This window comes from Candidatus Margulisiibacteriota bacterium (assembly GCA_041650855.1).
GTDB lineage: Bacteria > Margulisbacteria > WOR-1 > O2-12-FULL-45-9 > XYB2-FULL-48-7 > JALOPZ01.
In genome coordinates this window covers 607,918-632,463 of the sequence record JBAZKJ010000002.1, presented here as the reverse complement: position 1 = coordinate 632,463, position 24,546 = coordinate 607,918, and the positions used below count along the sequence as shown (strand labels likewise).

Here is a 24,546-nt window from a genome sequence, read left to right as displayed (position 1 = left end):
CCATGAACGGGATCATCATAGTCAACAAGCCGCAAGGCTGGACGTCTTTTGACGTTGTCGCCAAGATCCGCAACCTGACGCGGGTGAAGAAGGTCGGCCATTCGGGGACCCTCGATCCGATGGCGACCGGCGTTCTCCCCGTTTTCCTCGGCAAGGCGACCAAGAGCATCCAGTACTTCATGACCGGGGATAAGGGGTACGAGGGGGAGATGACCCTCGGAGTGAGAACTGACACCGGCGATGCCGAGGGTAAAATTCTAAATCCTAAATCCGAAACTCTAAACAAATCCGAAATACGAATATCGAAAGAAGAAATTGAAAAGGCCTTTGCTAAATTTACCGGGGAGATCGAACAAGTTCCCCCCATGCATTCGGCGGTCAAGGTCAACGGGACGCGGCTTTATGAGCTGGCCCGCCAGGGGATCGAGATCAAGCGCCAGGCCCGCAAGGTCACGATCTACGATCTGCGGCTTACCGATCGTCAGGAAAACCGCCTGGCTTTTTCCGCTATTTGCTCCAAGGGGACTTATATCCGCCAGCTGGCGGTCGACATAGGTGACGAATTGGGGTGCGGCGCGCACCTGTCGAAACTGAGCCGCTTTTACGCCCATCCGTTCCACATTTCCCAGGCGCTCGACATGGATATAATCGTCACCATGGCAAAAGCCGACATCCTGTCGTCGGTAATTATCGAGCCGGAAGAGATCCTGGACGAGATGAAAGAGGTGGCCGCATGAGCCAGGCCGCAGCCAAAAAGAAGCTCGAAAAGCTCCGGGCCGAGATTCGGCACCACGATCATCTCTACTACGTCCTGGACAAGCCGGCGCTCTCCGACCAGGCCTACGATAAGCTCTACCGGGAACTGGTGGAACTGGAGCGGGAATACCCCGATCTGGTCACCCCCGATTCCCCGACCCAGCGGGTCGGCGGCGAGCCGCTCAAGTCATTCAAGAGCGTGACCCATAAAATCCCTCTTTTGTCCTTAGAAAAGGCTAATACAGAAGAGGAATTGATTGCTTTCGATACCCGGGTTAAAGAAGCCTTGTCCCTCAAAGAGGTTGAATATTTTCTAGAAATGAAATATGACGGCCTTGCCATTTCCTTGAAATATGAGGGCGGAGTTTTAGTTCAAGGTGCAACTAGAGGAGACGGTGTCCATGGAGAAGATGTAACAGCTAATATTAAAACTGTAAATTCAATCCCACTGCACTTACTGAAGGATATTGATATCGAAGTCAGGGGTGAGGTCATCCTTCTAAACGATGACTTTATTAAGCTTAATCAAGCTAGGGAAGATAATGATGAGCCGCTTTTTGCAAACCCGCGGAATGCAGCAGCAGGATCAATTAGACAGCTTGATCCGAAGATCACAAGGGAAAGGCCTTTAATGTTCTACCCATACTATGGGTCTTCTCAAAAAGGAATAGATACTGAATATGAGATGCTGAAATATTTGTATGAGCTTGGATTTAAAGATAATCCATATTTATGGAAATTAGATGGCATTCAAGAAGTGATCAAGTATATACATAGTCTTGAGGAAAAAAGAGAAAATGGTAAATTGCCCTACGAGATTGACGGTGTTGTTGTTAAAATAAATAAATTATCGTATCAATCGAAAATGGGCGCAACAGCTCGGGCTCCGAGATGGGCTATTGCATTTAAGTATTCTCCGGTACAAAAAGAGACGGTCATTGAAGATATTCAGGTCCAGGTCGGCCGGACCGGAGCGATCACACCGGTCGCTCATCTGAAGCCGGTCCACCTGGCCGGCGTGATGGTCAAACGGGCGACCCTGCATAACGAAGACGAGATCAGGCGGAAAGAGATCAAAGTCCGCGACCATGTTAAGGTCCAGCGGGCCGGGGAAGTCATCCCCGAAGTCGTTGAGGTTATTAAGAGCAAACGGACCGGCCATGAGAAAGAGTTCGTCATGCCGAAGAAGTGCCCGGTTTGCGGGGCTGAGATATTCAAACCGGAAGGGGAAGCGATCGCCCGCTGTACCAACGCCGCCTGTCCTGCCCAGGTGATGGGACGGGTCCGGTTGTTCACCTCCCGCGAGGCGATGGATATCGAACATGTCGGCTGGGCGCTGATCGACCAGCTAGTCGATCAAAAGCTGATCAAGGACGCGGCTGACCTCTATACATTGGAAAAGGATGATGTCAGGAGCCTCGAGCGGATGGCCGACAAGTCCGCCCAGAACGTCATCGATTCGATCCAAAAGAGCCTCGACCGGCCGTTAGACCGATTGATCTACGCTTTGGGGATCAGGATGATCGGGCGCCGAACCGCCCAGTTGTTGGCCGACCATTATCATGATATCGATTCTCTCGCCGAAGCTAAGGAAGAAGAGCTCTCCAAGATCCACGAGATCGGCCCCAAAGTTGCCGCTGCGATCGTCACCTTCTTTAAACAGAAGGGGAACCGGGAGCTGATCGCGAAGTTGAAAAAGGCAGGGGTTAGGGTGAAGGGGACAGAGAGTAGGGGGCCACAGCCATTTAAGGGAAAGACCTTTGTCTTTACGGGAGGTCTAACTGCTTACACCAGACCGTCAGCCGAAGAGCTGGTTCGCAAGCTTGGCGGTTCAGCTTCCGGGTCCGTTTCCAAACAGACCGACTATGTCGTTGCCGGCACCGACCCGGGCTCGAAGTACGAGAAGGCGAAGAAGCTCGGCGTTACGGTCCTGACCGAAGAGGAGTTTAATGCCCTTATAAGTAAACGCAAGATAAAACTGAACGAGTAGGAAACCTGCGACTGAACGTCGCGGTTCCCAAGCAAGAAAGGAGAATAAAGATGACAGATGTTAAAGCGAAAATAAGGTTTTCACCGAGAATATTAGATCATTTGGGCATATCGGCTTACAATAGCGTAAAAAAGTGCTTAGCTGAAATTGTCGCGAATTCTTATGATGCTGACGCGACCATTGTAAATATTGCACTTCCAGATGTGCTTGATGAGGATGCCTTTATAGAAATAAATGACAACGGAATCGGCATGTTGCCAAAAGAAATAGTTGAAGATTATTTATTGATTGGCAGAAATAGAAGGACAGATGGGCAAGTAACAATAAAAGGCCGACCGGTTATTGGTAGCAAGGGCATAGGGAAGCTTGCCGGATTCGGTATTGCCACTCGGATTGAAATGATTAGCGTCAAAGACAATATTCAATCACACCTCAGAATCGACAAAAAAGAGCTAGAAGAAATAGTGTCATTGGGGGAAAAAGACATCGATATTCAAACATCAAAAACAAAAAAGACAAATGGAACGATTCTTAGGCTTTACGGCCTGCACAAAGATTTAAGCATGCCTGATTCAGAAGCAGCCCGAAGGCATCTAGTAAAAGCCTTGCCCCGGAAAGCCGATTTTAAAATATTTGTGAATGATGTCGAATGCTCAGCCGAAGACATCCCGGGCACCAAAGTTGTATTTAATGAAGAAATTGAAGGCATTGGAAGAGTAGCAGGTTATTATGTTGTTGCTAATGCCAGACAAAAACAACCTGGGCTCTCTGTTCGGGTTAGAGATAGAAATGTTCAGGACCCATCCTTTTTTGGGCTTGATACAAGGGCGCACGGGTTTTTTACTGCCGAAAAAATAGTTGGAGAGATTAACGCTGATTTCTTAGATCCCACTGATAAAAACGCGGAAGACCTCGATTTAATTAAAACATCAAGAGACGGTTTCTTGGAAGATTCAGCTATCGTTCAGAAATTTACTGAATGGGCCTCGGGATTTATTAAAAAAATAGTTCAAGGCGTTGATGAACAAGAGACAAAGAAGAGGGCGGATGGGATATTGGACGAGCCTGGCATTGTTGCTCAGCTAGATAAATTGCCGCCCCATGTTAGATCCACGGCCACGAAAGTAGCGCGTTCTGTGATTGGTAAGCTAAAAACTGATTCGGATTCAGACGCGAAAGACTTAGTGGAGTGGATAATTAAATATTATGAATCAAGTGTGTTAAAAGAAATTATGCGATCAATAATGTCAGCAGATATTAATGAGGCAAAAAAGCTGTCGGAATTGATAAGGGAGTGGGGGTTAAATCAGGTTAACAGTGTTGTTGGAATTATAAAAACTCAAATTGAAATCATTCAAAAGCTCGAAGAGCTAATTGTCTCAGAAAAGGCATTGGAAATAGAGGTTCATGAGCTGATTGAAGCGAATCTATGGCTTGTTAGAGAGGGGTTGGAATTGTGGAGCTCCGATAAATCATTGAAAACGCTATTAGAAGGAAAGATAAAAGAAATATATAAAGACAAGGCCGCTTTAAGGCCTGATTTAATTTGCAAGTCACGAAATGACGGGAATGAGGCCGTTTTGCTCGAATTTAAACGGCCGACTGAGGTCATTATTATGGAACATGTGACCCAAGCAATGGAATATGAGGGATTAATTAAGAAGCATCGGCCAAATATTCATTTTGAGACTTTTGTAATTGGTAGGCAATATGATCCCAGTGTTTTAGCAACAAAAGATAAATTGGAGAAAGCGTCCGTTCATCTTTGGTCGTTTGAAGAGATACTTCAGCGAGCTAGGGCAAGATTTGAAAAAATATTAGAAATATTGGGACAATAAATGGGAGTAAAATAAAGAAGTATGCGTGAAGCCAAGGCGGTCCTTAAACTAGTTAAAAATTTGCTGGAAAAGCGGAGCGCTCGCCGAAAAGAGGGGCGGTTCGTTGTGGAAGGGCCGCACCTGGTGGAAGAGGCCGGCGACAAGGTCGAATGCCTGGTCTATTGCGAGAACCTGCCGGTCGTCAAAACGCTGGAAGATAACGGGACGCCGTGCTACAAGATCTCGCGCCAGCAGTTCGAGGAAATCTCCGGCGTGGAAACGCCGCAAGGCGTCCTGGCGGTCGTCAAGGAGTTCGGCTTCAGCTTCCGCGACCTGTTAAAAGCGGACAAAACGCTGATCGTCTACTGCCTCGGGGTCCAGGACCCGGGAAACCTGGGGACGATCATCCGCTCGGCTGACGCGTTCGGCGCCACCGGCGTCATCGTCTCCAAGGGGACGGTCGACCTGTATAACCCGAAAGTCGTCCGCTCCTCCATGGGTTCGCTTTTCCACCTGCCGATCATCACCACCGAAGATGATGGGGAGACGATCAAATACCTCAAGGAGCATAAAGTAAAGATTATTGCGGCTGATGGCTCAGCCAAGCAGGATGTTTCTGCCGTTAGTCTGAAGGGGGCTGTCGCGATCTTGATGGGGAATGAAGGGGCAGGGTTGATTAAAAGCATCATTGAGATAGCTGACGAAGCGGCGCGAATACCGATGGTTGGCAGAGCGGAATCGTTGAATGTGGGGATGGCCGCTTCCGTGTTATTATATGAAGCGCTAAGACAACGTAGCGGCGACCTTTAGGTCGCCATGTTAATGGCGGTCTAAAGACCGCCGCTACAGAAAACAAGGTCATGCACTAGGCGCAGAGCCACCCAGACCAGGAGGGATGGCTTAATTGTTGAACTGCGAGATCGACTTTGAGAACACGCGCCGGGTATTCCGCAATCCGCGGGAGCTGATCGAGACCCGCAAACTCTCCGAGCTCCCGGCCTGTTTTGCCCGGATGGAAGAAGCATCGGCCAAAGGTTTACATCTGGCCGGGTACCTTTCTTATGAGGCCGGTTACGGTTTCGAGCCGTGTTTGCGGCACAAGGACGAGTTCGCTTTCCCGCTCCTCTGTTTCGGCGTCTTTTCCCGCTGCCAGGTTACCCGCCAGACCGTCCAGTCCCGGCGCCTGCCGATCACGGCCGACCTCAACCATTCGTGGCCGGAATATCACGCCAATATTAACAAGATCAGAGAATACATCGCTGCCGGCGACACTTACCAGATCACTTACTGCGTCAAGAATAAATTCTCTTACGCCGGCCCCCCGTACGAGCTGTATCAGGCGCTGCTCGGGTTCCAGCCGGTGCCGTATCCCGCTTACATCGGGCACCACGAATACCAGCTCCTCTCCCTTTCGCCGGAGCTCTTTTTCCACAAAAAAGGGCGGGGGATCGTCACCAAACCGATGAAAGGGACGCTGCTGCGCGACGGGAGCTGGCACAATGACCTGTTCGGCAAGCAGTGGTTAAGCCATGATCCCAAGAACCGGGCGGAGAATATCATGATCACCGATCTCCTCCGCAACGACCTGGGGCGGATCTGCCGCGCCGGTTCGGTCCGGACGGTCAAACTTTACGAAGTCGCCAAATACCGGACCGTTTACCAGATGACTTCGACCGTGCAGGGCGAATTGAGCGACCCGGCGATCCCTTATTACGACCTTTTTAAGGCGATCTTCCCGTCCGGTTCGGTGACCGGCGCCCCCAAGATCCGGGCGATGGAGATCATCAGGGAATTGGAACCGGAAGAACGGCGGATCTACACCGGGGCGATCGGCTTTATCTCTCCCGAACGGGAAATGTACTTTAATGTTCCCATCCGGACGATCCTCTTGACCCGTGACTCGGGACCCGAGACCATTTATAGGGGCGAGATGGGGGTCGGCGGCGGAATAACGCATTACTCCACGCCCGAAGGCGAATACGACGAATGCCTCGTCAAATCCCGTTTTTTGACCGCCGCTTTGTGATATAATTAACCGCAAGATGCAAGAGAAAGTCCGGCAGATCAAGGACGAGGCGCTGCGCGTCATCAACGCGGCCCAGACCGTTAGCGCGCTGGAAGAGGCGCGGGTCCGCTTTACCGGCAAAAGCAGCGAACTGCTGAGCCTGCTCAAATCGCTCGCTTCGCTCCTGCCGGAAGAACGGCCCCGGTTCGGCGCCCTCGTCAACGAAACGAAGAACTCGATCGAAGCGGCCCTGAGCGCGAAAAGAGCCACCCTGCAGCAGTCGGAACAATCCCAAAAGATCGCCGCGGAAAAGCTCGACGTCTCCCTGCCGGGGAAGGGGATCCGCCGCGGCCGCTACCATCCGCTGACCCAGGTAATGGAAGAGGCGAAGGATATTTTTATCCGGCTCGGTTTTGAGATCGCCGAGGGGCCGGAGATCGAGACCGAGTATTATAACTTCGACGGTTTGAACATCCTGCCGCATCATCCCGCCCGCGACATGTGGTCGACCCTCTTTGTCGAAGGCGGCCAGCTGCTGCGGACGCACACCTCGCCGGTCCAGGTCCGGGTCATGGAGAAAAGGAAGCCGCCGCTGGCGATCATCGCGCCCGGCCGGGTCTACCGCCGCGATTACGACGCGACCCACTCGCCGGTCTTTCAACAGCTCGAGGGCTTCCTGGTCAATAAGGACGTGACGTTCGGCGACCTGAAAGGGACGCTGACCGAGTTCCTCCGCCAGATGTTCGGCAAGGAGCGGAACGTCCGCTTCCGGCCGAGCTATTTCCCGTTCACCGAGCCGTCGGTCGAGGTCGACGTCGAATGGGAAGGACGGGGCTGGATGGAGATCCTCGGTTCCGGCATGATCGACCCGAACGTCTTTAAGGCGGTCGGCTATGATCCCGAGAAATACTCGGGGTTCGCTTTCGGCATGGGGATCGACCGGATCGCCATGCTGAAATACGGGATCGATAATATCCATCTCATGTACGAGAACGACCTGAGATTCCTGGAGCAATTTTAATGCGCGTACCGATCGAGTGGCTAAAAGAGCTAGTTACCTTCCGGGCCGGGGCGGACCAGCTGGCGGAGATGCTGACCGCCGGCGGGTTGGAAACGGTCGCCTTACCGGACGAAGTGCTGGAGATCGACGTCCTGCCGAACCGGGCCGATGCCTGGAGCGTCAGGGGGATCGCCAGGGAGGTTTCCGCCCTGACGAAGTTCAAAATTAAAAGTTCAAAGTTTAAAGTTAAGGAAACATTCAACAAGAATATTAAAGGGGCAGTTAAAGTCGAGGTCCGGGATAAAGATCTCTGCCCACGCTACATGGCCCGGGTCATCGAGAACGTCAAGATCGGCGAATCGCCGGAATGGCTCAAAAAACGGCTGGAGCTTTCGGGCATCCGGCCGATCAATAACGTCGTTGACGTGACCAACTATCTCCTCCACGAGCTCGGCCAGCCGATGCACGCTTTTGACGCCGCGCTGGTCAAAGAGCAGTTCATTATCGTCCGCCGGGCGAACCCGGGCGAAAAGGTCGTTACTTTGGACGGCAAGGAACATAAGCTGGATAAGGACGTGCTGGTCATTGCCGATCCGGACAAGGCGATCGCCGTGGCCGGGACGATGGGGTGCGCCAACACCGAAGTCAGCGCCGCGACCAAAACGATCATTCTGGAATCGGCCTGCTTTGATCCGATCTCGGTCCACAAAACGTCCAAGCAGATCAAGACCCGGACCGAATCGTCGGTCCGTTTTGAGCACGGCGTCGATTGGCACGGGGTGGCGGAGGCGCTCGACCGCGGCGCGGCGCTGATCGCCGAGCTGGCCCGGGGCGACGTGCTCAAGGGTAAGATCGACACGGCCGGTAAGCCGCACAAGGCGCGCGCGCTCGAGCTCCGGCCGGAGCGGGTCAACAAGCTGCTGGGGAGCGAGATCGCGACCGGCGACATGATCAGCGTGCTGACGCGGCTCGGTTTCGCGGTCAATAAAGCGGACGGCAAAAAGTTGAAAGTTATTGTCCCGTCATTCCGGGAAATGGACATTGAACGGGAGATCGACCTGATCGAGGAGATCGCCCGGATCTCCGGCTACAACCGGATCGCCGCGACCATGCCGAATACCGCCTTCACGGGCAAAAGCGTCGATCGCGAGGACCGGCTCCGCGGCAAGGTTAGGGAGGTCCTGGTCGGCTGCGGGTTGAACGAAGTCCAGTGCTACAGCATGGTTGGCCCGAAAGAGTTCGAGCGGACCGGGATCTCTTTGGAAAAAGCGGTCAAGGTCACCAATCCCCTGACGATCGAGGGGAGCATCATGCGGACCAATATCCTCCCCGGTTTGCTTAACGTGGCCGTCCATAACCAGAACCGCCAGGTCGAGAACATTTTAATATATGAGATCGGCAAGGTCTTTCGGGGAACGGAAGAGAAATGGTCGTTGGGCGGTTTGGCGGTTGGCAGTCCGTTCATGTCGGCATTGGATAAGGGCGAAGTCGATTACTCCTTTGTTAAGGGGATCGTCGAAACGTTGATGAGGGATCTGGGGGTAGAAATGCCGGCCGTGGCGGAGTCGAACAGCTTTCTCTTGCAGCCGGGCAAGGGGTGCGAGATCAAAGGGCTGGGAATTATGGGGGCTTTGCACCCGACCATCCGGCGGAATTATGAATTGACCAAGCCGGCGTTCTTCTTTGAGCTCGATCTGGCAGCGTTGTTCAAGCTGGTCCCGGCCGGCAAGCGTTATCAACAGCTGCCGAAGTTCCCTTCCGTCAGCCGCGACATTTCGATGTTCGTCCCGGCCGGCCTTGAGCACCAGAAGATCGCTGAGCTGATCGAGCGGACCGGCGGCGAACTGGTCGAGGACGTTTTTCCCTTCGATAAATACAAAGACAGCATCGCTTACCGCGTCGTCTACCGCCATCCGGAGCGGACGCTGACCGAAGAAGCGGTCAACGCCAAGCACCAGGAAGTCGTCCAAGCGCTGGTCAATAAATTACTGGTCCGGATCAGGTAACGATCTGTTCAATCGATCCCGGCGGAGGCGGCGGTTAAGTCGCGGACCATTCCCCCCATTCTCGCTTTTATTTCCAGTTGGATTTCCAGGGGAGTAGCGATGTAAATATTGTCCCGGTGACCGGCCGGCGCGACCGTTGTCTCTGCCAGAGTAAAGCCGGCTTTGGTGTAAAAGCCGATGCTCTTTGGATTGGTTTGAGCGGTTACCCAGGCGATCGGATAAAGCGGGCCATAATCGGCGGCGGCGCCGATCCTTTCCGCGATATGCCGGAGCAGGCGGGCGCCTATACCGGTGCGCTGCAGCGGTTCGTCAACGCATAACCTTCTTAAAAAGATGCACTTGACCGGTTTTCCCCGAATGGCGAATTCATCGGCGTAGGCTAAAGCAACCCCGACGACTTTATTATTTAAAAGCGCCACTTCGCTGAGTCGCCGGGCGTCCGCGTGTTTTGTCAGGAGACCGGTTAAATCCGGCTCTTCCCAGTGGCCCTGAACGACAAGATTGATCAGCTGTAAGATCTTAGCGGTATTCCGGGGATTTAGAGAAAAGTATAAAGGCCGGTACTGCAAGTTCGGCCTGTTATTGGCGGCCGAAATTCGGCGGTTAAGATTAGTTTCTCCTATCGTCATGATCTGGATTTTTATCGGCCCGGACGGCGAATGATTTCACTTTTTACGGTGATTACAGTATAATTCAAGACATGGCCGACCTAACCCCGATGGCCCGGCAATACCAGGAAATTAAAAACCTCCACAAGGATAAGATCCTCTTTTTCCGCCTCGGCGACTTCTACGAGATGTTTTACGAGGATGCCGAACTGGCTTCCCGCGAGCTCGACCTGACGCTGACCGGCCGCGGCAAGGATGATAACCGGATGCCGATGTGCGGCATTCCTTATCACGCGGCGGAAGGGTACATCGCCAAGCTGATCGAAAAGGGATACAAAGTTGCCATCTGCGAGCAGGTGGAGGACCCCAAGCTGGCCAAGGGACTGGTTAAGCGTGATATCATCCGGATCATCACCCCCGGGACCGTCCTTGAGTCCTCTATGCTTTCGGACAAGATGAACAACTATCTAATGGCCGTTAACCATGATAAGGGGAGGTTCGGCCTCGCCTTTGTCGACGCGACCACCGGCGAGTTCAAGCTTTCCGACTTTGACTCGATCGAAAAGCTTAACGATGAAATTAAGCGCATTAATCCCTCAGAAATAATAGTTTCCGATCTTTTTCCCCAGGAACCGCGACGCTTGGTCGCAGGTTCCTCGTTTAAAGACGTTTACGATAACGAAACGGCAACGGAAAAACTACTGGAGCATTTTAAGATCAAATCGCTGGAATCGTTCGGCTTGGACGGCAAAGAAGTCGCTTTGGGTGCTGCGGCCGCTATTCTCGATTATCTCAAGGAGAACCAAAAGACGACGCTCGGCCACATCAATACGCTTAAGCCGTACCACACCGCTGAGTTCATGTTCATCGACGCGGTCACCCGGCGGAACCTGGAACTGACGCAGACCGCCCGCGACAAATCGTTCCGGGGGAGTTTGCTTTGGGTCCTGGACCGGACGAAAACCTCAATGGGGAGCCGGCTGCTCCGGCAATGGCTCCAACAGCCGCTTTTGAACGTTAAGGCGATCGAACAGCGGTTGGACGCCGTTGCCGAACTGTTCAACAATGGCTTGTTAAGGGCTGAACTCGGAGCCGGATTAACCAAGGTCTTCGATATCGAGCGGTTAACCGGCAAGGTCGCGACACAGTCAGCTAACGCGCGCGATTTGGTCTCGTTGAAGGACTCTTTGAAGTTATTGCCAAAAATAACCGGGTTGCTAAAAGAGTGCCAATCTAAACTACTGAAGGAACCGCGAGGTTTACTCGCAGGTTCCTTTAGCTCGGAAATTATCGATCTACTTGAGGCGGCGATCGTCGACGATCCGCCGTTCGTCATTAAAGAGGGCGGGCTGATCAAGAGCGGCTACAATGCCGAACTGGATGAACTGAAGAAGGCGGCCGGCGGCGGCAAGCAGTGGATCGCCGAGCTCGAAGCTTCCGAGCGGCAGCGGACCGGGATCAAGTCGCTCAAGGTCGGCTTTACCAGGGTCTTCGGCTATTTCATCGAAGTGACGCAATCCAATCTTGACCAGGTCCCGCCCGATTATATCCGTAAGCAGACGCTGGTCAACGCCGAGCGCTTCATCACCCCGGAGCTGAAGGAGAAGGAATCGCTGATCCTGAACGCCGACGAGCGGATGAAAGAGCTCGAATATCAGCTGCTTGGCGAGGTGCGGACCAAGGTTGCCGCTTTTACGAAGCAGCTGCAAGCGGTTGCCTCAACCATCGCGCAGACGGACGTTCTTCTTTCTTTGGCGGAAGTGGCAGTGGAGAACCGGTATTGCCGGCCGAGAGTAACGGGTAACGAGATACGGGTAACGGGGGGTCGCCACCCGGTTGTTGAGAAAACGCTTAACGAGTTCCAATTCGTTCCCAACGACGTCGAACTGAGCGACAAGCAGAGCTTCCTGCTCATTACCGGGCCGAACATGGGGGGGAAGTCGACTTACATGCGGCAGGTCGCCCTGATCTGTTTAATGGCGCAGATCGGCTCGTTCGTGCCGGCTAAATCGGCCGAGCTTGGCCTGATCGACCGGATCTTCACCCGGATCGGCGCGATGGACGATATCTATTCCGGCCAGTCGACCTTTATGGTGGAGATGACCGAAACGGCGAACATCCTGAACAACGCCACGGCGAACAGCCTGGTCATCCTCGACGAGATCGGGCGGGGGACGGCGACTTTCGACGGGATGTCGATCGCGGCGGCGGTGGCCGAGTTCATCCATAATAAACTGGGGGCGAAAACGCTCTTTGCCACGCACTATCACGAGATCACCCAGCTGGCGGACAAGCACCCGGGGATGAAGAACGTCAACCTGCTGGTCAAAGAGGCCGGCGACCAGATCACTTTCCTGCACAAAATAGCGGACGGCCCGGCCGACCGCTCTTACGGGATCCAGGTCGCCAAGCTGGCCGGTTTGCCGCCGGAAGTTGTCAAACGGGCCAAAGAAGTTTACAATACTCTGGAGATGGTGGAGAACGATCTGGGGAAGACGAAGGTAAAGACGGTTAAGACAAGAGCAAAAAGGGGGAAAATGACCAATGAAGACCAAGCAAGTTTGTTTAGTCGCTAGCCTTTTACTGTTATTTGCCTGCGGTACGGCGAACGCGGCGGTCACCGAGATCGTCGGCGGGATCAGGGACGGCGCGGCACTGGGGATCCAGTTGGAGTCCAGCGTGGCGAAGAACCTGACGCTGCGGGGCGGCTTGGAATTTAACTCGGGCAAGCAGCCGTTCGTCGCTTTTATCGGCGGCAAGGTGCCGCTGACCGGGCTCGGCCGGATGCCGCTCGGCCTGGGCCTTGGCCTGGTCGGTTATTTCGGCAACAGCAAGACCGATCTTGGTCTTTCGCTCTCTTTTATTTTCGGCAATTTCCTCGATATCAAGCCGCTCTTCTTGGAGCTTGGTATTGACGCGGCCGGTTCCGGGCGCCTGCTCGCCCAGCTCGGTTACAAGATCTATTAAGAAGGGAAGGTAACATGAAAAGAACTATCGTTTCCGCGCTGCTCCTGCTCGCGCTGTGCGGCTCGGCTTTCGCCAACCACACCTCGATCATCGGCGGGTTCCGCGACGGCTTAGCTTTTGGTATCCAGGTCGAGCAGAAACTGGTCGGCAAGTGGGAAGGGAATTTTGCCATGGAAACCACGACCGGCGAGGACATGACCTTTGTGGGCGACAATCCTTTTACGCTTTTTGCCGGTCTCAAATACGAGCTGGGGCAGCTGGCCTTAAGCCCGGCCTTTCTCTGCTTTGGCGCGATCGGCAATTACGGGATAAATACGGAGTACGGCGGCTACGCTTCGCTGACGTTCGAGAATATCTACCAGAACCCGGCGTTATACCTCGACCTGGGGATGGACATGTTCAGCGGCCACGGTCACGCCTTTGCCCAGCTCGGTTACCGGCTCCTGGGCGAACCGGCCAATCTTTAACCGTTTAAGAACGGTTTAATATAGATCCGGCTTGCCGCCTTGGTGAAGCCGAGCGTTTGCGCGAACTCGTCGAAGTAGCATTTTTCCCCCGGCAGCGGATAATCGAACGAATAGAGCATCCCCCCGTCCCGCAGCATGCCGAACAACCGGAGCAGCAGCGTGCCGGTCGAGGAAAAATCCCGCGCGTAAAGGTCGAAGAGCTTATTGGTGTAGATCAGGTCGAGCGAGCCGTCGGCTACGCCAAAGGGCTGGAGCAGGTCGGCAAAATGGAGAGCGATCTCCAGTCCTCCCAACTCGGCTGCGTGCTCGGTCAAGCGCTCTTTCAGGCCGTTGATGTTCGGCCAGTGCCAGTCGGCCGCGTGGACCAGCTGCAGCTGGGGGAAATGATCGGCCAGCAGCTTCAGCTCTTCATAACTGTCGCCCGGCCCGCCGATCAGCGCCGTTTTGACCTCGAGCCCCCGGCTGACCGCCGTTTCCCGTAGCAGCCGGACCCCTCCGGCGTAATTTTCATAGTAATCTCGATCCCGATAATAAGAGCGGCTCTGGACCGTGCGGCTGGCGACCTGATGGGCGTAAGCTTCGCTCCGCTGCCAGCGGGCGGGGTTGAGCGAGAGCAGCCTAATTGTCATTGGCGACCCGCACCGAGCGGTAAAAATGGTCGAAAATGGTCCGGAACGCTTCGTAAGTAATCGACAGCCCGGCGGCGGAGAGCTCGATCTGCCGGGTCGTCTCGTAGGGTAAGTGGGCGTAATGGTCGGTCTCGGACCCGGTGAGCTGGAGAAAATCGAGATAAGCGAGCTCGCGCGCCGGCTGGCCGTGCAAAAATTCGCGGCATTGCGCGGCGATCTCGTCGAAGCCGCGCTGCTGGGCGATCACGTCGATCGAGGCCAAATTGGCCATGGTCTCCCAAACGGAAAGGTCCTGCGCCGGCTGATCGCTTTGTTCGATCTTTTGCCGCGTGGCCGCCAGGGTCTGCTGCCATTTATCGCCGACCAGCCGGCGCGGGAACTCGAGCGAGTCGAGCAGGTCGAAAGAGAGCCGCTGTTTGGCGACCTGCGCCCCAAAGACCATCGCGTAAGTGGCAAAGATATTCGCCAGGGCCTCTTCGTCGACGACCAGGCGCCGGATATCCCGCAGAAAAGCGTTGACCTGGTGCGACCCCTGGCTGATCGGCGGGAAAATGCCCGGCATCAGCACGCTGATCCCCGGAAAAAGCGGCCGCGGCCGGACGATCACGTCGACCAGCAGCTGGCTCAGGACGAGCGGGGAGATAGCGGTTATCTTGGCCGGCTCTCCTGCCAGGCTAAGCTCGACCGCGTTCTGGCCGGCGGCCACCGCGACCACCGGTTCGTTCTTGGCGGAAACTTCGGAGGTTAGGGCGACGTCAAGCATGACGCCGTTGGTGAGGTTGGCGAAATTCCTGGCGATCGTCACGGCGGAACGGGCCAAGCCTTGCAATTGCTGCTGGCTCCAACCCCGTTGGCGCACGACCGGGTGCTCGGCTGCCTTGTTCAGGAGCTGGCCGAAGAACAGGTTGTTGTGCAGCGGAAAACGGGCGATTATTTTCGACGTTGAGCCGGTCATCATCTTGCCACTATCTCGGCCGGCAAACGCCGGGATTTCAGCGATTATCCCAAGCAAAAGCCCTCCGTTGCCGGAGGGCTTTTTCGTTCGAACCGCGGGCGGGGCGCTAGAAGTTGCCGCCCAGGCCGAGGGAGAGATAAGGGGCGGAGATCTTTAAGCTCTTGCCGGGATCGGTAAAATCGCCCCGCTTGAGCGTGTCGAACGCGGCGGAGAAATAGCCGAGCTTGGTGCTGAAGAAAAAGGTGCTGGTGAACCGCTTCCTGACGTCCAGGCCGATCAGGTACGCTAGGCCCGTCCCGCTCCGGATAATGTCCTGACCGGTCAAGTTCTCGTTGGTCACGTCGATCGTGTAGCCGCCCTGGGCCAGGCCGAGGCCGAGATCGAGGCCGACGATGAAATTGTCGTTGATGATCGGCTTGTACTGCGCGGCGACCAGCTCAAAAGCGGCGCCGGCGGTATAAGTGTAATAATCGGCGCCGACCTTGTTCGTGGAGCCGCCCCCCAGGCCGCCGAACAGGCCGCCGACCGCCCATTGCGGGGTCATGTTGACCATAAAACCGCCGGCGCCGCCGGTCAGGCTGCTGATGCTCTGGGCCTGGGCGGGCTTATTGTCGTTGATCGAGGCGTTGGGGAGAAAATAATAGAGGCCGCCGGCACCCCCCATGGAGAAACGGCCGGGGACGTAGCCGGTCTTTTTGGCGGCGTCGTCCACGATCTTAAAAGTGATATCCGAGAGCTCGTTCAGGTCTTCCAGCGACATGTCTTGGTAAGTGCTCTTCAGTTCGGCTTTGGTCAGGGCCAGGGCGGGGACGGCGAACAGCAGGGCGAGGAGCAGGAGCGCGATCGTTCTTTTCATCTCGGACCTCCTAGAAGAATTTGGCCTAATTATACTCCGCCATTCTTTAGATGCAAGCGGAGCTCCGCCCAATCCTTGACCCGGATGATGTTCTTTTCTTTGAACGGCCGCCGGTTCCACGGCTGGTCGAGCAAAAAGACCTTGCCGCAATGTTTGGCCAGGACCTCGGCCTCATCGAGATTGTCCTCGACGAACAGGTCGCAGCCTTTCGCCTTGCGGTATTTGGTCAGTTCCCGGGCGTGGTGCAGTTCGTGGTAGGGGAAACCGTGCTTGTTCAGCCATTCCTTGGTCTGGCGGTTGAAAACGGGGAGCCGGCTGGTGATCAGGACCAGGCGGTGCAGCGGGTGCCATTCCAGGAGCGTCTCCAGCGCTCCTTCGAGCGGTTCCGCCCGGGTCAGCAGCTTTTTGCGCCAGGTGGCGAACCAGTAGCCGACCATTTTCAACTTGTCTTCGCGCATGATCCTGATCACTTCCCGCGGGTCGGTTTCGTTCCGCAACCCCATGTGGCGGTTGAAGTAACCGGAGAGGTCGCGAAAAGTGTGGGCGAGGACGTTATCGATATCGATGCCGATCTTCATTGACCGTTATTTTACCATATGGTAGCATGCCCCAAAAGGGAGGGTGTCATGAAGATAAAGGTAGGAGCGTTCGTTTTGCTGTTAGCGTTAGCCGGGCCGGTGCTGGCGATGGGGGACGTTCCCAAGGGGACCGAGTTGGGCAAGCAGCTGACGAGTATCAAACCGGCCGGCGGGGCGACGACGTTCCGGACGATAGCCGATACCTGGGTCTACGCTTTCCGGCCGGACAAGAATTACGGCGACGGCCTCGGCTGGAAAGACATCACCAATCCCGGCGCGCCGTATTCCGTGCCGCGGATCTTCATCGGTTTCGGCGGGAGCGACGTCAAGATCGGCCTGCTGAAGTTCGACCTGAGCGGTCTCGATAAAAGCCGGCCGGTGAAGAACGCCAGCCTCAAACTGTATAACTGTTTTGCCGGGTCCGACGCCGCGGTCAAGGTCGACGCCAAAAGGATCACCCAGCCGTGGAGCGAAACGACCGTGACTTATAAGACCCGGCCGGCCGCCGGCGTCACCGTCTCGACCACGATCCTGCAGGGCGGGCGCAATTACAACGATCCCGGCAAGTGGTACGACTTTGACGTGACCGGGGCGGTGCAGGCCTGGCAGGGCGGGGCGGAGAACGATGGGATCATGCTGCTGCCGCAAGGCGAATCCGGCGTTGATTTCGAGTTCGTCTGCAAGGAGTCGGCCGGCGGCGCGGAGCGCGGCCCGCTGATCGAAGTCAGTTACTAAGCGAGCGGGTTGTACGGCGGTTTGGTGCTCGGCTGGTAGTTGATCGAGTCCAAGGTGATCTCGGCGATCTCTTCCGGGGCGAGTTCTTCACTGACCAGCTTCAGGCCCGTCGCGTTGAGGTCTTCTTCGCGGATCCGCAGGGCTACCCAATCGACCGATTCGATCACCGGGCGATAGAGCTCAAAACATGCCGGCTCTAAAATGACCTGGGCGGCGAACTGGTCCAGTTTGCGTCTTTGCAGTATCTCTTCATGAGCTCTAACGTTTTGCAGGTCTTCAGTCCGGCCAAAAGCGACCATCCCCTGGCCCATATTGACCAAGGTATGAAATGGGCGGCGCTGCCCCCGGGCCAGCAGACCGGACCAGATATTAACATCGCTTGTTCTGCGGATCGGCATTAATCTGTTTTCGTTAACCGGAACGGAAAATTTCACCCGAATGTATGTCAACGCATATTGACATAGAGTGGCTGGCCGGTTATAATCGGGGGATGGCAGGCGGTAATAAATGTTGTCAGCTTGATCTGCAGAACATGGCAAAGTCGCTTCAGACCATTTCGGAACCGAACCGGCTCAAGCTCCTCTGTTTGCTCAAGCAGGGAGAGCGTTGCGTCTGCCAGCTGGAAGCGGCACTGCAGATCAAACATAATTTGATCTGCCATCATCTCAAAACATTGAGCCAACTCGGGCTCCTCAAAGCAAAAAAGCGGCGGAACTTCACGTTTTACAGTCTGGATAAGAAGACCTACAAAGAGCTATTATTCGGCATCAATAAAGTATTAGGAGGAAGATCTCTTGCATAAGCATTTGCCTTTTTTAGACCGTTTCCTGACGCTCTGGATATTCCTGGCGATGGCGGGCGGCGTTGCTATCGGGTATTTACTCCCAGGAATAGAAAAAATTATCAACCAATTCTCGATCGGCACGACTAATATCCCCATTGCGATCGGCCTGATCTTAATGATGTATCCGCCGCTCGCCAAAGTAAAATACGAGGAATTGGGCGACGTCTTCCGCGATTTTAAGGTGCTGGGATTATCCTTGGCCCAGAATTGGGTTATCGGTCCGATCTTGATGTTCCTGCTGGCAATTACCTTCCTGCGCGGTTATCCGGATTATATGATCGGCCTGATCCTGATCGGCATTGCCCGCTGCATTGCCATGGTCATTGTTTGGAACGGCCTGGCAGAAGGGGACACGGAGTATGCCGCTGGGCTGGTGGCGTTCAACAGCATTTTTCAGGTCCTCTTCTACAGTGTTTACGCCTGGTTGTTCATTACGATCCTGCCGCCGCTTTTCGGGCTAACCGGCATGGCGGTCAAGATCAGCATTGGCCAGGTTGCCCAAAGCGTCTTTATTTATCTGGGGATACCATTTATCGCCGGTTTTCTGACCCGGTTCGTTCTGGTCAGAGTTAAGGGGGAGAAATGGTATCACACTCATTTCTTACCCCGGATCGGACCGCTTACTCTGATCGCTTTATTGTTCACGATCATCGTAATGTTCAGTTTAAAGGGGAATATTATCGTTCAGATCCCCTTTGATGTTCTGGTCATCGCGTTCCCCTTACTGATCTATTTTGTGGTGATGTTCTGCCTGAGCTTCCTGATGGGGAGGGTGTTCAAGACCGGTTACGCCAAAACGGTGACGCTCTCTTTTACGGCGGCCAGCAATAACTTTGAGCTAGCCATCGCTGTTGCCGTCGCGGTCTTTGGGATAAATTCGGGGATGGCTTTCGCGGCGGTGATCGGGCCGCTGGTCGAAGTCCCGGTGATGATCGGACTGGTCAATGTTTCTTTGTGGCTTAAAAACAGGGCTTTCGGGGCTTAATCGAAAAATAGTAGTATTATTATGGCAACTAATTGGTACCCGATAATAGATTATAATAAGTGTATCGGTTGCCTGCAGTGTTATGAATTTTGCCCTCACCAGGTGTTGGAAAAGGGCCCAGACAACAAACCTCTGGTAGCGCATCCCGAATATTGTGTTGAGTTCTGTAAGGGTTGCGGTAAAATATGTGATCAGAAAGCGATAACATTTTTCGGGGATAAAAAGTAAAGGGGGAAATACATGGCGGATAAGAAGGGTTTGATCCTTTGCGTCTGTCAGGGGACTTGCCCATCATTTAATAAAATGGATACGCTCGGGGTATTAAACGCTATTCGCCGCGAGAAGCTGGTGGATTTTGTGGCCCTGCACCCCCAGCTATGCGCCGATGATGGTGATCAATATCTGAGAGTATTGCTTGATAATAAAGACATCGACAAGCTTTATGTGGCCGGCTGTGACCCTTTAATGCAGAAGAAGCTGTTCCGGGAAACTTTTGAAGCGGTTGGTTTTGATGCAGCAAAGCATGTTGGTTTTGATGTGAGAAACCTGACCACGGAACAAGCCGTGTCAGCCATCAAAGATCTCATCAAGAATAATCCCTAATAAAGCTCAAGAAGGAGAGATAAATGTTCAAATGGTTTGCCGAGCTGGTCACTTATGACCTTTTAAGATTAACCAGAGGGACGCACCTGGCGGAAAGTCTCGCCTTTTTTCTTTACGATGTCCCCAAGATCTATTTTCTCCTGCTGACGATCGTATTTGTCGTGGCCATTATTCGGACATTCCTGCCGCCGGAACGGATCCGCAAGATCTTGAGCCACGAGAGGGAATTTGTCGGTAATATTCTGGCTTCCGGACTCGGCATCTTTACCCCATTTTGTACTTGTTCCGCTATCCCGCTTTTCATTGGGATGCTGGAGTCGGGGGTGCCGCTTGGCGTCACCATGTCGTTCCTGGTCGCCTCGCCGATGATCAACGAGGTCGCGTTGATCCTCCTCTGGGGATTGTTCGGCTGGCGCGTTGCCGTTACTTACATTTTGAGCGGCATGCTGATCGCGATCGCGGCGGGCTTGATCATCGGCCGGCTGAAAATGGAGCAATATGTCGAGCAATTCGTCTTTCAGGTCAAACAAGCGAACGCGGACGGGGAAACCAAGTTCAGCTGGCACGACCGGTTGCTCTACGCGGTCGGCTATACGCAGGAGATATTTAAGCAGGTCTGGTTATACGTATTGATCGGCGTCGGTCTGGGGGCGCTGATCCACGGGTATGTACCGGTCGAGTTCATTACCAAATACGCGGGGAACGGCAATCCGTTCGCGGTAATTATCGCGGTCGTGATCGGCGTGCCGCTTTATTCCAACGCCGCCGGCACGATCCCGGTCGTCCAGGCGCTGTTCAGCAAGGGGTTGGCTTTGGGGACGACGCTCGCTTTTATGATGGCGGTGACCGGGCTTTCCCTGCCGGAGTTCATCATTTTGCGGAAGGTCTTGAAGCCGCAGCTGCTGCTGACGTTTTTCGGCACCGTCGCGCTCGGCATTATCCTGACCGGCTACTTCTTTAACCTGGTCTTTTAGGAGGGGAAGCATGGAAATAAAAGTTTTGGGTCCCGGGTGCCCCAACTGCCAGGAGCTGGAGAAGAGGGTCAGGAAAGCGTTAGAGGAGTTGAAAGTTGAGGCGACCGTGACGAAAGTGACCGATTACGCCGAGATCGGCAAGTACATCATGATGACCCCGGGGGTCGTGATCAACGAAAAAGTCGTCCACAAAGGAAAACCGCTCCCGCGAGTGGAGCAGCTCAAGGAATGGATCTCAGCCGCTAACAGTTAAGACTTCCGCAACTCAAGATAAATGACCTTGAGGATAGCCGTGATCGGGGCGGCGAAGAAGATCCCCCAGACGCCGATCAGGTTCCCCAGGATCAAGACCGCCAGCAAGATCGTCAACGGATGCAGGTCGAGTTTATTCCCCATCAGCTTCGGCACCAGGACATAGGCGCCGATCGTTTGCAAAATGACGTAAAAGACCACCACCTGCACCGCCAGCGCCGGGGAGACGAGCAGGGCGATGATCAGCGCCGGGATCGCGCCGATGATCGGGCCGATGATCGGGATCAGTTCCGTAACGCCCGCGATCAGCCCCAGGACCAGGAAGAACTTGATCCCCATCAGGTAAAGGCCGACGCCGGTCACCACGCCGATCAGCGTACAAATAATGATCTGCCCCTCCACGTAGCTCTTTAATATGTAATTGGTCTTTTCCAGGATCGCGCCGAGCGTTTCCTGGTGCTGGGCGGGGACCAGCTTCATTACCCCGGCCAGCAGCTTGTCGTCTTCCTTGAGCAGATAATAAACGATCACCGGGATCACGATGAAGCCGATGAACTGGCCGAGCATCCCGACGACCCCCAGGACCAGCTGCTGCAGGAAATTGCTGATGTAATTGAAGGCGCTGTTCAGGCCGGTGGAGATCGCCGCGTCGACCTGGACCGGCAGGCGGATCCCGGCATACCATTGCTGGCTGGAGCGGGCCACCCCCTGGAGCTGGAGGATCAGTTGCGGCAGGTTGAGCGATAACTGGGTGAATTCGTCGGCGACCGGCGGAATGATGAATTCCAGGGCGAGCACCACGACGACCACGAAGACCGCAAAGGCGATCACGATGGAAATGTCGCGGGCCAGGGGGAATTTCTTGGGGAACAGCCGCTCCGTCGCCTTGACCAGCGGATAAAGAGCGTAGAATAAGAGGAGCGACAGGACGATCGGCAGCATGGCCCCCCGGGCAAAATAGAGCAGCACGACGAAGAGCGCGAGCGTCACGATCCTGGCCCATTGTTTGTTGTTCATAACGACCTCCCGGCTTAGTGGTCATGACTATAATCCAAGTGGTTTGTTAAGTCAACTGTGCTATAATTTTTTCGCCCGTGGAACAAGATGCCAAGACACATTGTTCGCTTAACGCTCATATTGGCCCTGCTGCTGGCCGTTGCCCGGCAGGGGGAAGGGGCCGTTAAAATGATCCCGTTACGCGATTTTTTCCGCAACCCGGACAAGGCGAACTTCCAGATCTCGCCCGACGGCCAATACCTCTCCTGGGCCGCGCCGTACCAGAACCGGCTGAACATCTTTGTCCAGCCGCGCGCCGGCGGCGCGGCGCAGCGGATCACGAACGTGACCGACCGCGATATCGCCGATTATTTCTGGAAGGGCGACACCCACCTGGTCTATCTACGCGATTTCGGCGGCGACGAGAACTACCATTTCTTTTCGGTCGATAAGGACGGGCAGGGCGAAAAAGAGCTGACCCCGTTCCCCGGCGTCCGGGCGAACCTGGTCGACGATTGCTACGACGATCCGGAGTGGATCATCATCGGCCTGAACCGGCGGAACAAGGAGATCTTCGACGCTTACCGGCTCAACGTCCAAACCGGCGAGCTTCGCCTGGCGGCGGAGAATCCCGGCAACGTCGTCGACTGGCTGACGGACCACCGGGAAAAGATCCGCGGCGCGATCACCGCCGACGGTCTCGATTCCCGCCTCCTGTTCCGCCAAACCGAAAGCGAGCCGTTCGCCCCGGTCCTGACCTGGGGATACCGGGACAATTTTAGCCCGTTCTTTTTCACCTTTGATGACCGCCAGCTTTATGTCGCTTCCAACCTGGGGCGGGATAAGACGGCGATCGTCCGGTTCGATCCGGCCGAAAAGAAAGAGGTCGAGGTCCTCTTTGAGCATCCGGAAGTGGACGCCGGCGGGCTCCATTATTCCCGTAAGCGGAAGACCTTGATCGCCATCTCTTATTACACCTGGAAAAAGGAGCGCAAATACCTCGACCGCCTGACAGAGGAGATCTTTACCGATCTGCAGGCCAAACTGCCGGGCTGCGAGATCAGCCTGGTCGACAGCGACCGGGCCGAGGAGACGTTCATTGTCGGGACTTACAACGACCGGTCGCGGGGCGTTTATTATTTGTATGAGCTGAAGGCTAAAAAACTGACCAAGCTGGCCGACGTTTCCCCCTGGCTCAAAGAGGACGAGCTGGCGGAGGTCAAACCGATCAAATATCTCTCCCGCGACGGGTTGACGATCCACGGTTATCTGGTAGTGCCGCGGGAGAAAGCGGCAAAGGACCTGCCGGTCGTCGTTAACCCGCACGGCGGGCCGTGGGTCAGGGACCTCTGGGGCTTTAATCCGGAACTGCAATTCCTGGCGAACCGGGGTTATGCCGTCCTGAAAATGAACTATCGCGGCTCCACCGGCTACGGCCGCAAGTTCTATGAGGCCTCTTTCAAACAGTGGGGACGTAAAATGCAGGACGATATCACCGACGGCGTCAACTGGCTCGTCAGCCAGGGGATAGCCGACCCCCAGAAGGTCGCGATCTTCGGCGGCAGCTATGGCGGCTACGCCACGCTGGCCGGGATCACTTTCACTCCCGACCTCTACTGCTGCGCTGTCGATTATGTCGGCGTCTCCAATCTGTTCACCTTTATGAAGACGATCCCGCCGTACTGGCGGCTGGAGTTGAAGAAGATGTACGAGATGGTCGGCGACCCGGAGCGGGACCAGGCGCTGATGCGGGCCGCGTCGCCGGTCTTCCACGCCGACCGGATCAAAACCCCGCTGTTGATCGCGCAGGGGGCGAAAGACCCGCGGGTCAATAAGGACGAATCCGACCAGATGGTCGCCGCGCTTAAGGCCAGGGGGATCGAAGTGGAGTACCTCGTCAAGGAGAACGAAGGGCACGGTTTCCGCAACGAAGAGAACCGCCTGGAGTTCTACGGGGCAATGGAGCGGTTCTTCGCGAAACACCTGGCCGAAAACGTTTCAGCGGAGGTGAAGTAAATGTATATTCCGGTCATTCTCGGTACGGCGCGGGAAGGGCGGCAATCGGAAAAAGCCGCCAATTACGTCCTGGCGCAGGTCAAACAGGCGGGGATCGAGAGCGAACTGGTTGACGTCCGCGCTTACCGGATCCCGGCCACTAATAAGCTCGGCCTGATCCCGGAGGCGATTAACTGGGCGGCGAAGCTTGACCGGGCGGCCGGGTTGATCCTGGTCGTGCCCGAATATAACCACGCTTATCCCGGCGAACTGAAAATGTTCCTCGATCTGCATTACGAAAAGTATTTTAACAAGCCGGTCGCGCTCTGCGGCGTATCGGGCGGCCCCTTGGGCGGCGCCAGAGGACTCCAGGCCTTGAAGTTAACTTTGTTGTCGCTCAAAATGCTGGTCGTGCTGGAAACGGTCTACTTCCCCCTGGTGCAGGAGCTGTTTGCCGGCGACGGCAGATCAAGGACCGGTCGTACGATAAAAAGGTCGCCGGTCTGCTCAAAGGCCTGACCGCTTTGA

26 protein-coding genes are annotated in these 24,546 nt (G+C 55.1%); 19 read left to right on the top strand and 7 right to left on the bottom strand.

Going from position 1 to position 24,546, the window contains the following annotated elements:
- Positions 1–2: 2 nt before the first annotated feature.
- From truB to pheT, 7 genes are all read left to right on the top strand, one after another.
- Entirely contained in the window at positions 3–737 is a 735-nt protein-coding gene (gene truB, locus WC529_07910) for a tRNA pseudouridine(55) synthase TruB (GenBank protein ID MFA5114202.1), read from the top strand.
- A complete protein-coding gene (gene ligA / locus WC529_07905) occupies positions 734–2,746 on the top strand; it encodes an NAD-dependent DNA ligase LigA (protein MFA5114201.1) in 2,013 nt (670 codons plus the stop codon). The genes truB and ligA overlap by 4 nt, the downstream gene beginning before the upstream one ends.
- Before the next feature lie 50 nt (positions 2,747–2,796).
- The gene (locus WC529_07900) at positions 2,797–4,584 is read left to right on the top strand and encodes an ATP-binding protein (protein MFA5114200.1); all 1,788 of its coding nucleotides are present in this window, start codon (positions 2,797–2,799) and stop codon (positions 4,582–4,584) included.
- Between the two features lie 21 nt (positions 4,585–4,605).
- Positions 4,606–5,373 carry an RNA methyltransferase gene (locus WC529_07895; protein MFA5114199.1) on the top strand — a complete coding sequence of 256 codons (768 nt, stop codon included), beginning with the start codon at positions 4,606–4,608 and terminating at the stop codon, positions 5,371–5,373.
- Between the two features lie 97 nt (positions 5,374–5,470).
- Positions 5,471–6,589 carry a chorismate-binding protein gene (locus WC529_07890; protein ID MFA5114198.1) on the top strand — a complete coding sequence of 373 codons (1,119 nt, stop codon included), beginning with the start codon at positions 5,471–5,473 and terminating at the stop codon, positions 6,587–6,589.
- Between the two features lie 16 nt (positions 6,590–6,605).
- Positions 6,606–7,589 carry a phenylalanine--tRNA ligase subunit alpha gene (gene pheS / locus WC529_07885; GenBank protein ID MFA5114197.1) on the top strand — a complete coding sequence of 328 codons (984 nt, stop codon included), beginning with the start codon at positions 6,606–6,608 and terminating at the stop codon, positions 7,587–7,589.
- Positions 7,589–9,574: a phenylalanine--tRNA ligase subunit beta gene (gene pheT, locus WC529_07880; GenBank protein MFA5114196.1), complete on the top strand. Its 1,986-nt coding sequence runs from the start codon at positions 7,589–7,591 to the stop codon at positions 9,572–9,574. Before pheS ends, pheT begins: the two co-directional genes overlap by 1 nt.
- 8 nt (positions 9,575–9,582) lie before the next feature.
- On the opposite strand, the gene WC529_07875 is transcribed toward pheT, so the two are convergent.
- Complete coding sequence (locus WC529_07875) at positions 9,583–10,203, bottom strand: GNAT family N-acetyltransferase (protein MFA5114195.1); 621 nt, start codon at positions 10,201–10,203, stop codon at positions 9,583–9,585.
- A gap of 71 nt (positions 10,204–10,274) precedes the next feature.
- Between WC529_07875 and mutS the strand changes: the two genes are divergently transcribed.
- The 3 genes from mutS to WC529_07860 are packed head-to-tail and all read left to right on the top strand — an operon-like array spanning position 10,275 to position 13,616.
- Positions 10,275–12,758: a DNA mismatch repair protein MutS gene (gene mutS / locus WC529_07870; GenBank protein MFA5114194.1), complete on the top strand. Its 2,484-nt coding sequence runs from the start codon at positions 10,275–10,277 to the stop codon at positions 12,756–12,758.
- Positions 12,727–13,149: a hypothetical protein gene (locus WC529_07865; GenBank protein ID MFA5114193.1), complete on the top strand. Its 423-nt coding sequence runs from the start codon at positions 12,727–12,729 to the stop codon at positions 13,147–13,149. Before mutS ends, WC529_07865 begins: the two co-directional genes overlap by 32 nt.
- Positions 13,150–13,163: 14 nt before the next feature.
- Positions 13,164–13,616 carry a hypothetical protein gene (locus WC529_07860; protein ID MFA5114192.1) on the top strand — a complete coding sequence of 151 codons (453 nt, stop codon included), beginning with the start codon at positions 13,164–13,166 and terminating at the stop codon, positions 13,614–13,616.
- Here the strand turns inward: WC529_07860 and WC529_07855 are convergent.
- The 4 genes from WC529_07855 to WC529_07840 form a co-directional block, all read right to left on the bottom strand.
- Positions 13,613–14,245: a hypothetical protein gene (locus WC529_07855; GenBank protein MFA5114191.1), complete on the bottom strand. Its 633-nt coding sequence runs from the start codon at positions 14,243–14,245 to the stop codon at positions 13,613–13,615. The genes WC529_07860 and WC529_07855 overlap by 4 nt on opposite strands.
- On the bottom strand, positions 14,235–15,203 hold the full coding sequence (locus WC529_07850; protein MFA5114190.1) for a hypothetical protein: 969 nt from the start codon (positions 15,201–15,203) through the stop codon (positions 14,235–14,237). The genes WC529_07855 and WC529_07850 overlap by 11 nt, the downstream gene beginning before the upstream one ends.
- A gap of 103 nt (positions 15,204–15,306) precedes the next feature.
- Positions 15,307–16,056 (bottom strand): hypothetical protein, encoded by a 750-nt coding sequence (locus WC529_07845; protein MFA5114189.1) that lies wholly within the window; start codon positions 16,054–16,056, stop codon positions 15,307–15,309.
- 29 nt (positions 16,057–16,085) lie between these two features.
- Entirely contained in the window at positions 16,086–16,634 is a 549-nt protein-coding gene (locus tag WC529_07840; protein MFA5114188.1) for a hypothetical protein, read from the bottom strand.
- A 48-nt stretch (positions 16,635–16,682) separates the two neighbouring features.
- On the opposite strand from WC529_07840, the gene WC529_07835 reads away from it, so the two are divergent.
- The gene (locus tag WC529_07835; protein ID MFA5114187.1) at positions 16,683–17,369 is read left to right on the top strand and encodes a DNRLRE domain-containing protein; all 687 of its coding nucleotides are present in this window, start codon (positions 16,683–16,685) and stop codon (positions 17,367–17,369) included.
- Here the strand turns inward: WC529_07835 and WC529_07830 are convergent.
- Positions 17,366–17,767, bottom strand: coding sequence for a hypothetical protein (locus tag WC529_07830; GenBank protein MFA5114186.1), 402 nt, complete (start codon positions 17,765–17,767; stop codon positions 17,366–17,368). The genes WC529_07835 and WC529_07830 overlap by 4 nt on opposite strands.
- 44 nt (positions 17,768–17,811) lie before the next feature.
- Between WC529_07830 and WC529_07825 the strand changes: the two genes are divergently transcribed.
- From WC529_07825 to WC529_07800, 6 genes are all read left to right on the top strand, one after another.
- A complete protein-coding gene (locus WC529_07825; GenBank protein MFA5114185.1) occupies positions 17,812–18,171 on the top strand; it encodes a metalloregulator ArsR/SmtB family transcription factor in 360 nt (119 codons plus the stop codon).
- 49 nt (positions 18,172–18,220) lie between these two features.
- Complete coding sequence (gene arsB / locus WC529_07820; protein MFA5114184.1) at positions 18,221–19,198, top strand: ACR3 family arsenite efflux transporter; 978 nt, start codon at positions 18,221–18,223, stop codon at positions 19,196–19,198.
- A gap of 21 nt (positions 19,199–19,219) precedes the next feature.
- The gene (locus WC529_07815; protein MFA5114183.1) at positions 19,220–19,426 is read left to right on the top strand and encodes a ferredoxin family protein; all 207 of its coding nucleotides are present in this window, start codon (positions 19,220–19,222) and stop codon (positions 19,424–19,426) included.
- Positions 19,427–19,501: 75 nt separating this feature from the next.
- The gene (locus WC529_07810) at positions 19,502–19,801 is read left to right on the top strand and encodes a heterodisulfide reductase subunit A-like protein (GenBank protein MFA5114182.1); all 300 of its coding nucleotides are present in this window, start codon (positions 19,502–19,504) and stop codon (positions 19,799–19,801) included.
- A 23-nt stretch (positions 19,802–19,824) separates the two neighbouring features.
- Positions 19,825–20,775 (top strand): permease, encoded by a 951-nt coding sequence (locus WC529_07805; protein MFA5114181.1) that lies wholly within the window; start codon positions 19,825–19,827, stop codon positions 20,773–20,775.
- Positions 20,776–20,785: 10 nt separating this feature from the next.
- Complete coding sequence (locus WC529_07800; GenBank protein MFA5114180.1) at positions 20,786–21,028, top strand: thioredoxin family protein; 243 nt, start codon at positions 20,786–20,788, stop codon at positions 21,026–21,028.
- On the opposite strand, the gene WC529_07795 is transcribed toward WC529_07800, so the two are convergent.
- Positions 21,025–22,044 carry an AI-2E family transporter gene (locus WC529_07795; protein MFA5114179.1) on the bottom strand — a complete coding sequence of 340 codons (1,020 nt, stop codon included), beginning with the start codon at positions 22,042–22,044 and terminating at the stop codon, positions 21,025–21,027. The genes WC529_07800 and WC529_07795 overlap by 4 nt on opposite strands.
- Before the next feature lie 87 nt (positions 22,045–22,131).
- Here WC529_07795 and WC529_07790 point away from each other — a divergent pair, with 87 nt between their 5' ends.
- Positions 22,132–24,039 carry a S9 family peptidase gene (locus tag WC529_07790; protein ID MFA5114178.1) on the top strand — a complete coding sequence of 636 codons (1,908 nt, stop codon included), beginning with the start codon at positions 22,132–22,134 and terminating at the stop codon, positions 24,037–24,039.
- On the top strand, positions 24,040–24,537 hold the full coding sequence (locus WC529_07785; GenBank protein ID MFA5114177.1) for an NAD(P)H-dependent oxidoreductase: 498 nt from the start codon (positions 24,040–24,042) through the stop codon (positions 24,535–24,537).
- Positions 24,538–24,546 lie beyond the last annotated feature (9 nt).